Consider the following 12755-nt stretch of genomic DNA (forward strand, 5'->3'; position numbering starts at 1 on the left):
AACAATATTCACAACCAAATATTTCCTTACACTTTCACGCTCGACGCACAATATTTTTCCGGTGCATGGTTTTTATACGCACATAGCGAAACCCCAATTAAGTTTAAATTTAAACACAACTTTGTAGGACGCTTCCTACATATATCCAAACTTCACGAAGGCTGACACCCATGAGTAAAAGCTCAGGCTCCGTTGCACCCAAAGAACGCATAAACATCAAGTACGTGCCGGCCACCGACGGCGAACAAGCCGAGGTAGAGCTACCGCACAAGATGTTGGTACTAGGCGATTTCGGTCTGGATGATGCGCGCGCGCTGGAAGACCGTTCGATCATGCGAATCGACAAACACAGTTTCAACAATGTGTTGAACGACGCCGATGTCAGCCTCGCCATGTCCGTGCCATCCATGCTCAGCACTGCCCCCGACGCAGAGCTGGCGGTCAACCTGCAGTTCAAGTCCATCAACGACTTCGGGCCAGACAGCATCGCTCGCCAGGTACCGGAGCTGAACAAGCTGCTGGAGCTTCGCGAGGCATTGGTCGCGCTGAAAGGCCCATTGGGCAACGTGCCCACGTTCCGCAAGCAACTGCAGCAGCTGCTGAATAACGAACAGGCGCGCAAACAACTGGCAGAAGAACTTGACCTGGTGCTCGAGGCGCCAAAAGAAGACTGAGACAACGGAGCGTCCCCATGCCAAAGCAAAACAGCACGACCGTCGCGGTTGAAACAGCAACCGAAACACTGAGCAACGCCACCCTGCTCGACCAGATCATGGCAGAAACCAAGTTGGTACCAACTCAAGAGGGCTATCAAGTCGCTCGCCAGGGTGTATCGGCTTTTATCGCCGAAATCCTTAAAAGCCATGACCCTGATCAACTCATCAACAAACATCGCGTCGACCAGATGATCGCTGAACTGGATCGGGTGCTCAGCAAGCAGATGGATGCCATCCTGCATCAACCCGAGTTCCAGCAACTTGAATCCGCGTGGCGCAGCCTCAAACTTTTGGTCGACCGAACCGACTTCCGCGAGAACATCAAGCTTGAAGTCTTGCATGTCAGTAAAGATGACTTGCTCGATGACTTCGAAAATGCTGCCGATATCACTTGCAGCGGCATCTACAAGCATGTTTACACCGCAGGTTATGGCCAATTTGGTGGCGAACCCGTTGCAGCGATGGTTGGCAACTACAGCTTCGGCCCCTCCTCTCCCGATATCAAACTGCTGAGTTACATGGCCTCGGTCGGTGCCATGGCACACGCACCTTTTCTCGCGGCGCCCTCTCCTGAGTTCTTCAATCTGAGCAGCTTTGAAGAGCTGCCCAATCTGAAGGAGATCAAGGATATTTTCGCCGGCCCCCGGCATGCCAAGTGGCGTGCGTTCCGTGAAAGCGAGGATGCCCGTCATGCCGGGCTGACCGGGCCGCGATTCATGCTCCGCTCTGCCTATCACCCGCAAGAAAACCCGGTCCAGAGCTTCACCTACGACGAGGACATCGCCGGGCGGCACGACAACTATCTGTGGGGCAACTCCGCCTTCCTGCTGGCCAGCTGCATCAATGACAGTTTTGCCCGCTACCGCTGGTGCCCGAACATCATCGGCCCGCAGTCGGGTGGTGCCGTCGAGGACCTGCCGGTGCACCTTTACGAGTCACTGGGTCAGCTGCAGGCCAAGATTCCGACCGAAGTCCTGATCTCCGACCGCAAGGAGTTCGAGCTGGCCGAAGAGGGGTTCATCGCCCTGACCATGCGCAAGGACAGCGACAACGCCGCGTTCTTCTCGGCCAACTCGGTACAGAAGCCGAAGAACTTTCCCAAGACCCCGGAAGGCCTGCAAGCGCAGACCAACTACAAGCTTGGCACCCAATTGCCCTACCTGTTCATCGTCAACCGGCTGGCCCACTACATCAAGGTGCTGCAGCGCGAGCAGATCGGTAGCTGGAAAGAGCGCAAGGACCTTGAGTCCGAGCTGAACAAATGGATCAGGCAGTACGTTGCCGACCAGGAGAACCCGTCGGCCGATGTGCGCAGCCGTCGCCCGTTGCGTGCTGCAAGGGTCGAGGTGTCGGACGTTGCCGGTGATCCGGGCTGGTATCAGGTTTCGCTCGCCGTGCGCCCGCACTTCAAGTACATGGGGGCGAATTTCGAGATCTCCCTGGTCGGTCGGCTTGATACCCAATGAGTGGTTTTTTCGACCGCTTGGTGACGGATCAACTCGCAAGCCGGGTGCCGTCCAGGCAAGAGAACGCTACCCAGAAGTTCGCCGCCATCAAGCGCCACCTGGAAACGCTGCTCAATGCTCGCCAGGGTTGCTCGCAAAGCAGCCCTGAGCTGGGCCTGAGTGACTTCAACGGGCACGACGCAAGCAGCGGCGACCTGCTGAAACAGGTGAGCGCAGACATCCGCCGCACCATTCAGCGCTTTGAGCCGCGTGTGCACGTGCGCGCGCTGAAGGCAGTCCCCGATTGCCATGCCCCGCTGGAACTGCATTTCAGGCTGGACTGCCACGTGCAGGTCAACAACCACACGGAGCAGCTGCAACTGGAGCTGCTGGTCAATGGCCATAACCGCCACACCCGAGTGAGGTGACCTATGTCACTCAAGGACCGATTCAGCGAGGAGTTGCGTTACCTCCATGAACTGGGGAACGACTTCGCCCAGGACAACCCACAACTTGCCCGCCTGCTCGGCAAGGGTGGCAGCGACCCGGATGTCGAACGCCTGATGGAAGCCTTTGCATTCCTCACGGCCAAACTGCGGCTCAAGCTGGAGGACGACCTGCCCGAGCTGACACACCCCATGCTGCAGTTGCTGTGGCCCAACTACCTGCGGCCCCTGCCGAGCGCCACGATCATCCAGTTCACGCCGCGCAAGCAAGCGCTCAGCCAGTCGCAACCCATCGCCAAAGGCTCGCGGTTGTTCTCCAGCCCCGTGGATGGGGTGCCCTGCGAATTCCGCACCTGCACGGCGGTGGACATTCACCCGTTCGAGATCGAGTCGGTGAGCGCTACCCAGACACTCGACAGTTCGGTGGTTCGCATCGACCTGCAAACCTTGGTCGAGCGGCCGCTGAACACCCTGGGCTGTGCCAGTCTCGATTTTCATCTGAGCGGTGATACCCAAACTGCCCGCACGCTGTACCTGTGGATCGCTCAGTACCTCAAGCATGTCTGTGTGACAGTCAATGGTGAGGTACGCCGGCTGCCGGCCAGCAGCATCGTGTTCCCAGGCTTCAGCCCGGACGAAGCGCTGCTGCCTTACCCACAGAACGTCTTTGACGGTTACCGGATCCTGCAGGAGTACTTCGTATTTCCCGAACGTTTCCACTTCGTCAGCATCACCGGCCTGGAGAAAATCTGGCCTGATCAAGCGACTCAGCGGGTCGGCCTCGAGTTTCACTTCACCCGACAGTTACCGGATTCGCTGCGTGTCGGCAAAGCAGACTTCAGCCTGTTCTGCACCCCGGCAGTGAACCTGCTCAGCCACAGCGCCGAGCCCATCGACCTGTCCAACCGGCCCGCCCAGATCGAGCTTGTGCCCAGAGGCAAGGAGCGGCACGCCTATGAAATCTTCAGTGTCGACCGGGTCATCAGCACCCGCACCACGACTGACGGAAGTACCGGCGAACACCTGAGAACCTTCCGCCCCTTCGAGTCGTTCGCCCATGAGATCGAGCATGTGCAAGGGCGCACGGCGTTGTACTACCGCTACACACTCGAGGACTCCCTGCGCGGCGATGGCGTCACCCATCGCATCGCTTTCGTGCGCGCCGATGCCAACGCCTACATCGGCGAACTGGAAACAGCGTCCATCGACCTGACCTGCACCAACCGCGACCTGCCGCTGGCGTTGGGTATCGATGACATCAACGTGCTCACCGAGATCACGCCGCCCCTGGCCACCTATACCAACATCCGTGCCCCCACCCGCCCCTACCGGCCGGTGCTGGATGGCCAGTTGCAGTGGGCCCTGATCTCCAACATGTCGCTCAACTACCTGTCGCTGCTCTCGGCCGAGCCACTGAAAGCGGTCATCCGCGCTTACGACTTCGCGGCCTTGCACGACATCCAGCAGACACGCACCACCCGCAAACGCCTCGATGGCATCCGTGATGTGCAAACAGAGCCGCTGGACTGGCTGATCAAGGGCCAGCCCATTCGTGGCTTGCGCACGCAACTGAAGCTGGATCAAAGCGCATTCCTCTGCGAAGGCGACCTGTACCTGTTCGGTTGCGTGCTCGCGCACTTCTTCGCCCTGTACGCCAGCATCAATTCCTTCCACCAACTGGAAGTGATCAACACCACCAACAACGAGCACTACACATGGCCAATCCAGACCGGCAAACAACCGCTGATCTAGCCGACAAGCTGTTCGCCGAGGCGCACCAGTACAACTTCTTCCAGTTGCTGGAACGCCTGCACGGCTTGCACGGGGATGACCTGGAACCACGCTGGCCAGATCAGGCCACCCGGCTGAGGGTGCGGCTAGCCAGCGACCCGCGGTTGAGCTTCCCGGTTTCCGACGTATACAAGGTCGAACGCATGCCCGGGGAAGCTGACCGCTATCGCGTGTGCACCACCTTCATGGGTTTGCATGGCACCGACTCGCCGTTGCCCACCTATTACCTGGAGCAGGTGGCATACGAACATTCACAGGGCATCGGTGTGCGGCCGGCGTTCTTCGATTTCTTCAACCACTACCTGCTCAGCCTGCTGCATCGCATCTGGCGTAAATATCGCTACTACATCCGCTTTCAGCCGGGAGCTACCGATGGGTTCTCCCAGTACATCTTTGCCCTGCTCGGGTTGAATGACAGACAGTTGCGCGGGGACACGGCACTGCCGTGGAGCCGGCTGCTCAGTTTCGCTGGCGTCATTGCCAGCCGCAGCCGTGCGCCGGGCACGGTCGCCGGCATCATCGCGCACTGCTTCGACTTGCAGCAGGTACAGATCCGCGAGTTCGAAACCCGCTCGGTCCCCACTGCCGCCAAGCAACTGGTCAGCCTTGGCCGCAGCAACGGCGAACTGGGCAGCACTTTCATGGTGGGCAGCCGCACGCGAACACGCAGCAGCAAGTTCACCATCGTGATCAGCGAACTCGACCCAGCGCAATTGCGTGACCTGCTGCCCAGCGGCATCAACTTCGGCCGGTTACGGGCATTGATCGACTTCCTGCTGCGTGATGGCCTGGCCTATGACCTGGAGCTGCGCCTGAAGCAGAACGCCCTGCCGCCCTTCTGCCTGCACCGCAGCCTGGGTGCCTACCTGGGCTGGACCAGCTTCATCGATGACCGTCACGGCCAGAGCAGCCCTGTCGTGCGGTTCCGGGGGCGCTCATGAGCACTTTGACCTTGAGCATCACCAACCTGGATCAGTTGCAACACAACGTCACTGCCCGACATCAGTTCGATTGCACAGGCGGCACCATCGGCAGCGCGAAGGCCACCTGGCAGATCAACGATCGTGAGCAGAGCGTTGCACCGATCCATTGCGAGATCCGCTGGATCGAGGGGAGCTTCTGCGTCATCGATCGCTGTCAGCGTACCTACCTGAACGACAGCCTCCACAGCCTGGGGTCGCTAACCGCAAGGCGGCTGCTCGAGGGTGACCAGTTGCGCATTGGCGCCTATCGCCTGCAGGCCCAGCTTGCGCCGGCCGATGCACGCTCACTGGAGGACCTGTTCAGCCCTGAACAGAGAACCCTCGATCACTGGTTGCGGGATGTTCCACCGAACACGTGTCAAGCCACTGCTGTCGCCCCCCAGACTGTCACAGACATCTGCTCGGCATTCGAACCGAGCATGGGCAACGACCCTTTGGAGGCATTGGACGCAGAGGCAGCGCCAGCCCAGCAGAGCCCACTGGAACGCCTGATTGCGGGAGACCGACCATGATGCGTCCAATATGCGTGGCCGGCCTGCTGACGGCGCTGATCGGGATCTCGGGTTGCACGTCCCTGAGCAAGATTGGCCAGGTGGTGATGGACCCCTCATTGCCCGTCGGACCGCCCGGGGAACACCCTACCCAGGTCGCGTTCAGCATCAACGCCAGCCCAACGCTCAATGGCAACCCGAACAGCCTTGAGGTGGCGCCCGAGCCCGGGCCGGTTGTGGAGCCCAGCCCTTACGCGGTCAGCCTGAGTGCAGGCGACCCCTACGTGCTGACCGAGAAAGTCGGGGCCTTGTTCGAGTACCTGCAGGAACAATTCCCGGCCATGTCGCCCGTCGATTCGCCAGTTGACGATGGCGAGAATCCGGCGCGCTCCCCCATGGAAGAAAGTACTCCGGGCAGCTACGACGACCCGACCGTGGTGCTGACCTTGCCGCGTACCACCACCGTGGCCGCCGAGCCCGTCGCTACGCCCATGGCCGTGAAGATCCTGCAACTGCGCGACGACTCTCTCTTGCGCAACAGCGTTTACGAACTGCTGGACAGGGACCCTGCCGAGGCGCTGCGCAGCACCTACATACGCGATGACGATTACCTACTGCGCCCTGGCCAGTTCAAGTTCATCCCCTTTGCGCCCATCGAGCCCGAAACGCGCTTCGTCGCGGTGATCGCCGACTACCGGAACCAGGAAAACGCCACCTGGAGCCAGGTGCTGCGCATTCCGCCCCGCGGGCACCAGATCATCCTGTCGGTGTTGCTCAACGACACGCAGCTCCTGCTCAAGGAGGAAGACTGATGGCGCCTGTAACCCTGCCCTTCTCGCTTGTTCACCCTGACATGGAGCGCTCATGAGTTCACGTAACCCTGTCCTGTGGCCGGAAGGCCTGTTCGTCAAACCGCAGCATTTCCAACAGGCCGCCCGTGCAGCCGAAGCGGCCCTGCATCAACGTCTTGGCAGCCTGAACGCAGCCTTCTATGGCTTCAGCGAATTGCAGTTGAATGACGAGTACCTGAGCCTGGGCAAGGTCGCAATCACCCGTGCACGGGGCATCATGCCGGACGGCACGGTGTTCGATATCCCGGCAGACCTGCCACCACCACCACCGCTGGAAATCGAAGACGACGGCGCGAAAGACAGCGAGATCTACCTGTGCCTGCCGCTGCGCACAGAAGGGGGCCGTGAAGTAAGCTGGCCCGATAACCCCGCCAACTTCCGTTACAGCGCCCAGGCCCTGGAAATCAAGGACACGCACAGCGCCGACGGTGATCTGGTGCAGGTTGACCTGGCGGTGCCCAACCTGCAGCTCAAACGCAAGGCCGACGACAGCAGCGCCTACACCCGCCTGGCCGTGACGCGCATTCTGGAACGGCGCCCCGATGGCAGCCTGCAACTGGATGAAGGCTTCTATCCCACCAGCGTTTCAGTGCGCGCCGTACCCGCGCTGCAACGGTATCTGGAAGAAATCACCAACTCCCTGCGCGAACGTGCGCGCAACCTCGCCGCCCGCATTGGCGCCTCAGGGCAGTCCGGCATTGCCGACATTCGCGACTTCAACCTGCTGCAGGCCATGAACCGCTGGTGGCCATGCTTCCAGCATCTGGCCAGGCAAGGGCAGACCCACCCCGAACAGTTGTACCTGTGCATGAGCCAGGCCTGTGGCGAGTTCGTGACGTTTACCGACGAGAGCCGGCTGCCGCAGGAATTCCCCGCCTATCACCATACCGCGCTACGCACCTCCTTCAAGCCGCTGGAGGACACGCTACGCCGGGCACTGAGCACGGTGCTGCAACCCCGCGCCGTTTCGCTGCCGCTGGAGACGCTGGAGTACGGCTTGCTGACAACCACGCTGGAGGATCGCCGTCTGATCGACGAGGCCGACTTCATTCTGGCAGTGCGAGCCCACATGCCGCCTCAGACATTGCGTCGGATGTTCGTGCAAAAGGCAAAGGTCGTCTCGCTGGAGTCGTTGAACGAGGTAGTGCCACTGCAGCTTCCAGGTATTCCATTGGTGCCGCTGCCCGTGGCTCCTCGGGATCTCCCCTTCCATGCAGGCTTCACCTACTTCGAGCTGGACCGTCGCTCCCCGGCTTGGGCAGGCATGGAGGCATCCAGTGGCTTCGGTATTCACATCGCGGGGGAGTTCCCGGGGTTGGAACTGCAGTTCTGGGCGATCAGGAGTGAATGACATGAAGGAAGAAAACAGCCCCGCAACTGATGCTGAAAAGATCGAAAGTGAGCAACTGCACGCGATGCTTGAAAAGTCATTGTCCAACGACTCACCTGCACCGACGGCAGCTGATGCCGCTGAGCGCACGCCGAAGGCAGAGCCGGTATATGAAGGGTACCCGGCAGACCCAGACTTCCAGCTACGTGGCGGCTACGACAACCTGATGCTGGATGCAGCCGCGCCGCTGTTCGGCCTGGTGATACGCCTGCGCACACTGGATGCCTTGCCCAACATCAAGGAGGTGCACCAGCAGGTGCGCAACCAGATCGACAACGTGCGGGAAGAGATGCGCCAGCACGGCTACGAGCCCGCTCAGTTGCTGGCGTACTCATACGGCCTTTGCCTTTTCATCGATGAAGCTGTCATGGACAGGCCTTGGGGTAAAACCAGCTGCTGGAGCCAGGAACCCCTGCTCAGCATCTTCCACGACGAAACCTGGGGTGGAGAGAAAGTCTTCACCGTACTGTCGCGCCTCATGCAGGAACCCAAACGTTACCAGGACGTGCTGGAGTTCATGTACTTCGCGCTTTGCCTCGGTTTGAAGGGCAAGTACGCCATCGCGCCGAAGGGCGAAGAAACCCTCAACGCATTGATACACCAACTCCACGGGATTATCCGAGAACTGCGCGGCCCGACTCCGGAGACCGTCTGCGATCCGTACACCAATGTCGCCCCAAGCAACTTCCGCATGAACCGGCAATGGCCGTGGTGGAGTCCGTTGGTCATTTCCGCCCTCGCCATGGCGGTGGCGTACGGCATCTACAGCTACCGGCTGCACCTCATTACCACCGAGGTGCTGGAGTCGCTGAACAGCATCTTGCAGCAGTAGCGAGCCCACACACGGCTCACCTGATTTCAAGGAATTAGCGAAGCGTTTGCTTCGTTGACAAGACCATCGTTCCCGATGGCCACGCCACCCTAGGGTGCGCGTGCTTATATCCACATGGACGCAGGAGAAACTGCCATGCCAACACCCGCCTACATCAGCATCCACGGTCAAAAACAAGGCCTAATCACTGCTGGCGCATTCACCGCTGACTCCGTCGGCAATGTCTACCAGCAAGGTCATGAGGATCAAATTCTGGTTCAGGAAATCAATCATGAGGTCACTACTCCCACTGATCCACAAAGCGGCCAACCCAGCGGTCAGCGCGTACACAAGCCGTTCAAGTTCACCAGTTCGCTCAACAAAGCCACGCCGCTGATGTATCAAGCGCTGGCCACCGGCGAAATGCTGCCGACCGTCGAAGTCGAGTGGTACCGCACTTCGACGGAAGGCAAACAAGAGCACTTCTTCACGACAAAGCTTGAGGATGCAACCATCGTCAGCATCAATACCGTCCTGCCCCACGCTCAAGACAAGGAGAACGAAAACTATACGCAGCTGATCGAGGTTGCACTGGCCTACAGGAAGATCATATGGGAACACGGTGTAGCCGGTACCGCTGGCTCGGATGACTGGCGCGCACCAGCCGCCTGATATTTACGAATGCTCCGGGTGGGTATACCTGCCCGGACTTTGTATTACTTCAGACGGCGGACAAGGATTGCTTATGCCTAGCCAATCTGATTTGCGTTACAGCTTCCAACCCCTGGTGGGTAAAGCTGAATTCGAAGTGGTGTCGTTCGAACTCCGAGAGGGGATCAGCATGCCCTTCGAGCTGGAGCTGAAACTCATCAGCTTCGAAAACGATATCGACTTCGGCCACCTGCTCGACAAACCTGTGCTCTTCACCATCTGGGACGGCGAACGCCCGGTGCGATACGTGCATGGCCTGGTCAGCCGATTCAGCCAAGCTGAAAGCGGCTTCTACCGCACCTATTATCACGCACTGGTAGAGCCGCAACTGGCCCGTGCCAACCTACGCTCGAACTGGCGCATCTTCCAGCAAAAAACTGTCCCGCAAATTCTCGAGCTGATGCTCCAGCGCCAAGGCATCAACCAGTACGAACTTCGCCGCAGCATGGACCATCAGGTCCGCGAGTTCTGTGTTCAGGCCGGTGAAACGGACCTGGCGTTCATCGCCCGCCTGGCTGCTGAAGAAGGCTTCGTCTACCGCTTTGCGCACAGTGAAAAGATGCACAAGCTGATCATTACCGATCGGCTGCAATCATTTGGGTTAATCAGCCATGGGACCATCAAGGCCGAGGATGACGACGAGAGCTTCTTTGATGCCGACGAGCCTGTAGACCCCGACAGCGTGCTGTACCAAGCCACCGGCGGTGGCGATCAAGCCATGCCTTGCCTTCGCCGCTTGCGCTACAGCGAACAGGTGCGCACCGCTCGCCAGGTTCAGCGCGACTACACCTTTACCAACCCGGCCTACCGCCAGGAGCACAGAGCCGCCGGGCCCTTCCTGGAGCATCAGTCCAAAGAGTACGAATTCTTCGATTACCCCGGCCGCTATAAACGCGATGCCGTGGGCAAACCGTTCACTGAAAACCGTATCACCGCGTTGCGCCATGATGTGCGAGTCGCCGAAGTTGAGGGTAACGATGTTCGCCTGCAACCGGGCCTCAGCTTCACGCTGACCGGACACCCCCGAGACGACCTCAATGCGCATTGGCGGGTGAACACGGTTACCCATAGAGGCAAACAGTTCACCAGCCTGCAAGAAGAAGCCGCAGGTGTGGAACAGGGCACGCGCTACGAGCAGACCACCGTGCTGGTCCCCGGTCGGACCGAATGGCGCCCTGCACCACTGCCAAAACCACGCGTTGACGGCCCGCACATGGCGACCGTGGTCGGCCCGAAGGGAGAAGAAATCTACTGCGATGAGTGGGGCCGGGTGAAGGTCAGCTTTCCCTGGGACCGTGAAAGCCAGAACAACGAGTTCAGCTCCTGCTGGGTGCGTGTGTCGCAAGGCTGGGCCGGTGGCAGCTGGGGCGCGATGGCGATCCCGCGCATTGGCCAGGACGTGATCATCCAGTACGTCAACGGTGACCCCGACCAGCCGATGATTACCGGGCGTACCTACTGTGGTGATCAGCTCCCGCCCTATGACCTGCCCGACCACAAGACCCGCATGACCATCAAGAGCCAGACCCACAAGGGGGATGGTTTCAACGAGCTGCGCTTTGAGGACGAACTGGGCAAAGAGGAGGTGTTCATTCATGCCCAGAAGGACCAGAACACCCTGGTCAACAACAACCAGTCTCTCACCGTCGGTGTTGATCGGACCCAGAGCATTGGCCAGGACGAGTCCGTTGCCGTCGGCCGCAATCGCCTGCGCGTAGTGAAAGCCAACGACACCCTGAAAGTCGGCGGCGGCAAAAACGACCTCATCGCCGGCGACTACGAGATCGAAGCTGGCAACACCCTGCGCCTCAAGTGCGGCAAGACACTGATCGAGATGCAGGCCAACGGCACGCTCAATATCACCTGCGAGACCTTCAACCTCACCGGGCAACAGACCGGGCAGATCAACACGCCCGCAGCGAAGCTCGACCTCAACCCTGAGGGCGGAGCGGCAGGTGCCGCAGCGGATGGACGCGATAGCAGTGCACTGAAAGCCGATGTGGATGGGCATTTCAAGTAGCTGCTTGCACTTGCCCGTACGTAAAGACCTCCTGAAAGGACTCCCGCAATGACGGAATACCTGACTCACGACCTGATCCTCAATCTAGGCGAGGAAGCACCTGAAGACCTCACGCTCAACATGCTGCGCTTTCGTGCCCGAGACACCACGTTGGTAATGGCGCGCAGCCCCGTCGCCAATGACAAGACCCTGGACCAAGCCATCGAGGACCAGCTGCGGATGCTGCGAAAAAAGTCCGGGGCAATGACCATCACACCCACGAAGATCGCGCGTTTGGGGGGCGGTGAACACTCCGTCGAAGCCCGCGAAATGGCCATTGAATTCAAGGTAGGGGACAAGCCCAATTTCCAGCTCCAGGCCGCCTGCATGATTCCAGGTCAGCACCGGCTGCTGGTGATCAACTACAGCAAGCCAAGCCCTTTGAGCAGCGACGACATTGAGCACTGGCGCGCAATTAAACAAGAGCTCCGATTCACCTGACCCGTTCCCCCCCCCAGGTCAACCTCATTCAGAACTTTTGGAGCTCGCAAGCCATGGCGCAAATCGTTCACGCCGCCCGCATGGGCGATGAAATCCTGCATCCGTCCCTTATCGCCGAAATGGTCAGTGCCGTTGCAGAGGCCGTCATTTATGCCGCAGCCACCGCCGCCGTGGCTGCCGCTATCAGCCTGGCCGTTGTCGGTACTGTCGCGACAGGGGGCGCAGCTGGCATCGCCATCGCCGCCGTTGCGGGGGTGGCGGTCGGTGCGATGAGCACCCTTTCGGTCGGTGAAGAACAGACTGTCGGCGATGCCATCTCCCGCTTTTGCGACAGCCTTGGCAACAGCGTGGATGCACCCGACCCCTATGGAAGGATCGAAAGCGGGTCCCACAACGTGTTCGTCAACAGCAAGCCCGCCGCTCGCGCAGCCGGTATCACGGGGCCGCCAGGAGGGGGAGCGGCCGACGCAGAGCAAGCAGAGCCTTCGATTCTGGAGAACGTAGGTTCCATGGCTATGGCGGCGGTGCCCTACCTGCTCCCGGTGGTGGGGTTGGGCATGGCGATCCGCGACATCTTCAACCCGCCCGTCACTACGCCAAAGGACCCTGGCGCGGAATCC

Annotated in this window: 12 protein-coding genes and 1 pseudogene; all 13 read left to right on the plus strand. The window is 60.0% G+C overall.

Features of this window, described 5'->3' with window-relative positions:
* Positions 1–170 precede the first annotated feature (170 nt).
* Positions 171–674: a type VI secretion system contractile sheath small subunit gene (gene tssB / locus JV551A3_RS18150; RefSeq protein WP_133974038.1), complete on the plus strand. Its 504-nt coding sequence runs from the start codon at positions 171–173 to the stop codon at positions 672–674.
* A 17-nt stretch (positions 675–691) separates the two neighbouring features.
* Complete coding sequence (gene tssC, locus JV551A3_RS18155; RefSeq protein WP_133974041.1) at positions 692–2182, plus strand: type VI secretion system contractile sheath large subunit; 1491 nt, start codon at positions 692–694, stop codon at positions 2180–2182.
* Positions 2179–2589, plus strand: coding sequence for a type VI secretion system baseplate subunit TssE (gene tssE / locus JV551A3_RS18160; protein ID WP_025339895.1), 411 nt, complete (start codon positions 2179–2181; stop codon positions 2587–2589). The genes tssC and tssE overlap by 4 nt, the downstream gene beginning before the upstream one ends.
* A 3-nt stretch (positions 2590–2592) precedes the next feature.
* Entirely contained in the window at positions 2593–4359 is a 1767-nt protein-coding gene (gene tssF, locus JV551A3_RS18165; protein ID WP_133974043.1) for a type VI secretion system baseplate subunit TssF, read from the plus strand.
* The gene (gene tssG, locus JV551A3_RS18170; RefSeq protein WP_133974045.1) at positions 4323–5339 is read left to right on the plus strand and encodes a type VI secretion system baseplate subunit TssG; all 1017 of its coding nucleotides are present in this window, start codon (positions 4323–4325) and stop codon (positions 5337–5339) included. Before tssF ends, tssG begins: the two co-directional genes overlap by 37 nt.
* On the plus strand, positions 5336–5893 hold the full coding sequence (locus JV551A3_RS18175; protein WP_133974047.1) for an FHA domain-containing protein: 558 nt from the start codon (positions 5336–5338) through the stop codon (positions 5891–5893). Before tssG ends, JV551A3_RS18175 begins: the two co-directional genes overlap by 4 nt.
* Entirely contained in the window at positions 5890–6684 is a 795-nt protein-coding gene (tssJ, locus tag JV551A3_RS18180) for a type VI secretion system lipoprotein TssJ (protein ID WP_133974050.1), read from the plus strand. The genes JV551A3_RS18175 and tssJ overlap by 4 nt, the downstream gene beginning before the upstream one ends.
* 52 nt (positions 6685–6736) lie before the next feature.
* Positions 6737–8074 (plus strand): type VI secretion system baseplate subunit TssK, encoded by a 1338-nt coding sequence (tssK, locus tag JV551A3_RS18185; protein WP_133974052.1) that lies wholly within the window; start codon positions 6737–6739, stop codon positions 8072–8074.
* A 1-nt stretch (position 8075) separates the two neighbouring features.
* A complete protein-coding gene (gene icmH / locus JV551A3_RS18190; RefSeq protein ID WP_133974054.1) occupies positions 8076–8945 on the plus strand; it encodes a type IVB secretion system protein IcmH/DotU in 870 nt (289 codons plus the stop codon).
* A 135-nt stretch (positions 8946–9080) separates the two neighbouring features.
* Positions 9081–9596 (plus strand): Hcp family type VI secretion system effector, encoded by a 516-nt coding sequence (locus JV551A3_RS18195; RefSeq protein WP_133974056.1) that lies wholly within the window; start codon positions 9081–9083, stop codon positions 9594–9596.
* A gap of 73 nt (positions 9597–9669) precedes the next feature.
* Entirely contained in the window at positions 9670–11655 is a 1986-nt protein-coding gene (locus JV551A3_RS18200; RefSeq protein ID WP_133974058.1) for a type VI secretion system Vgr family protein, read from the plus strand.
* 48 nt (positions 11656–11703) lie between these two features.
* A complete protein-coding gene (locus JV551A3_RS18205; protein WP_133974060.1) occupies positions 11704–12135 on the plus strand; it encodes a DcrB-related protein in 432 nt (143 codons plus the stop codon).
* Positions 12136–12188: 53 nt separating this feature from the next.
* A pseudogene (locus JV551A3_RS18210) lies at positions 12189–12755 on the plus strand (type IV secretion protein Rhs); the annotation flags it as partial.

The organism is Pseudomonas inefficax (assembly GCF_900277125.1).
Lineage (GTDB): Bacteria > Pseudomonadota > Gammaproteobacteria > Pseudomonadales > Pseudomonadaceae > Aquipseudomonas > Aquipseudomonas inefficax.

Coding starts and splice junctions, on each gene's coding strand:
- icmH (WP_133974054.1), top strand. CDS start 8,076: ATGAAGGAAGAAAACAGCCCCGCAACTGATGCTGAAAAGATCGAAAGT.
- JV551A3_RS18195 (WP_133974056.1), top strand. CDS start 9,081: ATGCCAACACCCGCCTACATCAGCATCCACGGTCAAAAACAAGGCCTA.
- JV551A3_RS18205 (WP_133974060.1), top strand. CDS start 11,704: ATGACGGAATACCTGACTCACGACCTGATCCTCAATCTAGGCGAGGAA.
- JV551A3_RS18175 (WP_133974047.1), top strand. CDS start 5,336: ATGAGCACTTTGACCTTGAGCATCACCAACCTGGATCAGTTGCAACAC.
- tssG (WP_133974045.1), top strand. CDS start 4,323: ATGGCCAATCCAGACCGGCAAACAACCGCTGATCTAGCCGACAAGCTG.
- tssE (WP_025339895.1), top strand. CDS start 2,179: ATGAGTGGTTTTTTCGACCGCTTGGTGACGGATCAACTCGCAAGCCGG.
- tssJ (WP_133974050.1), top strand. CDS start 5,890: ATGATGCGTCCAATATGCGTGGCCGGCCTGCTGACGGCGCTGATCGGG.
- tssB (WP_133974038.1), top strand. CDS start 171: ATGAGTAAAAGCTCAGGCTCCGTTGCACCCAAAGAACGCATAAACATC.
- tssF (WP_133974043.1), top strand. CDS start 2,593: ATGTCACTCAAGGACCGATTCAGCGAGGAGTTGCGTTACCTCCATGAA.
- tssC (WP_133974041.1), top strand. CDS start 692: ATGCCAAAGCAAAACAGCACGACCGTCGCGGTTGAAACAGCAACCGAA.
- JV551A3_RS18200 (WP_133974058.1), top strand. CDS start 9,670: ATGCCTAGCCAATCTGATTTGCGTTACAGCTTCCAACCCCTGGTGGGT.
- tssK (WP_133974052.1), top strand. CDS start 6,737: ATGAGTTCACGTAACCCTGTCCTGTGGCCGGAAGGCCTGTTCGTCAAA.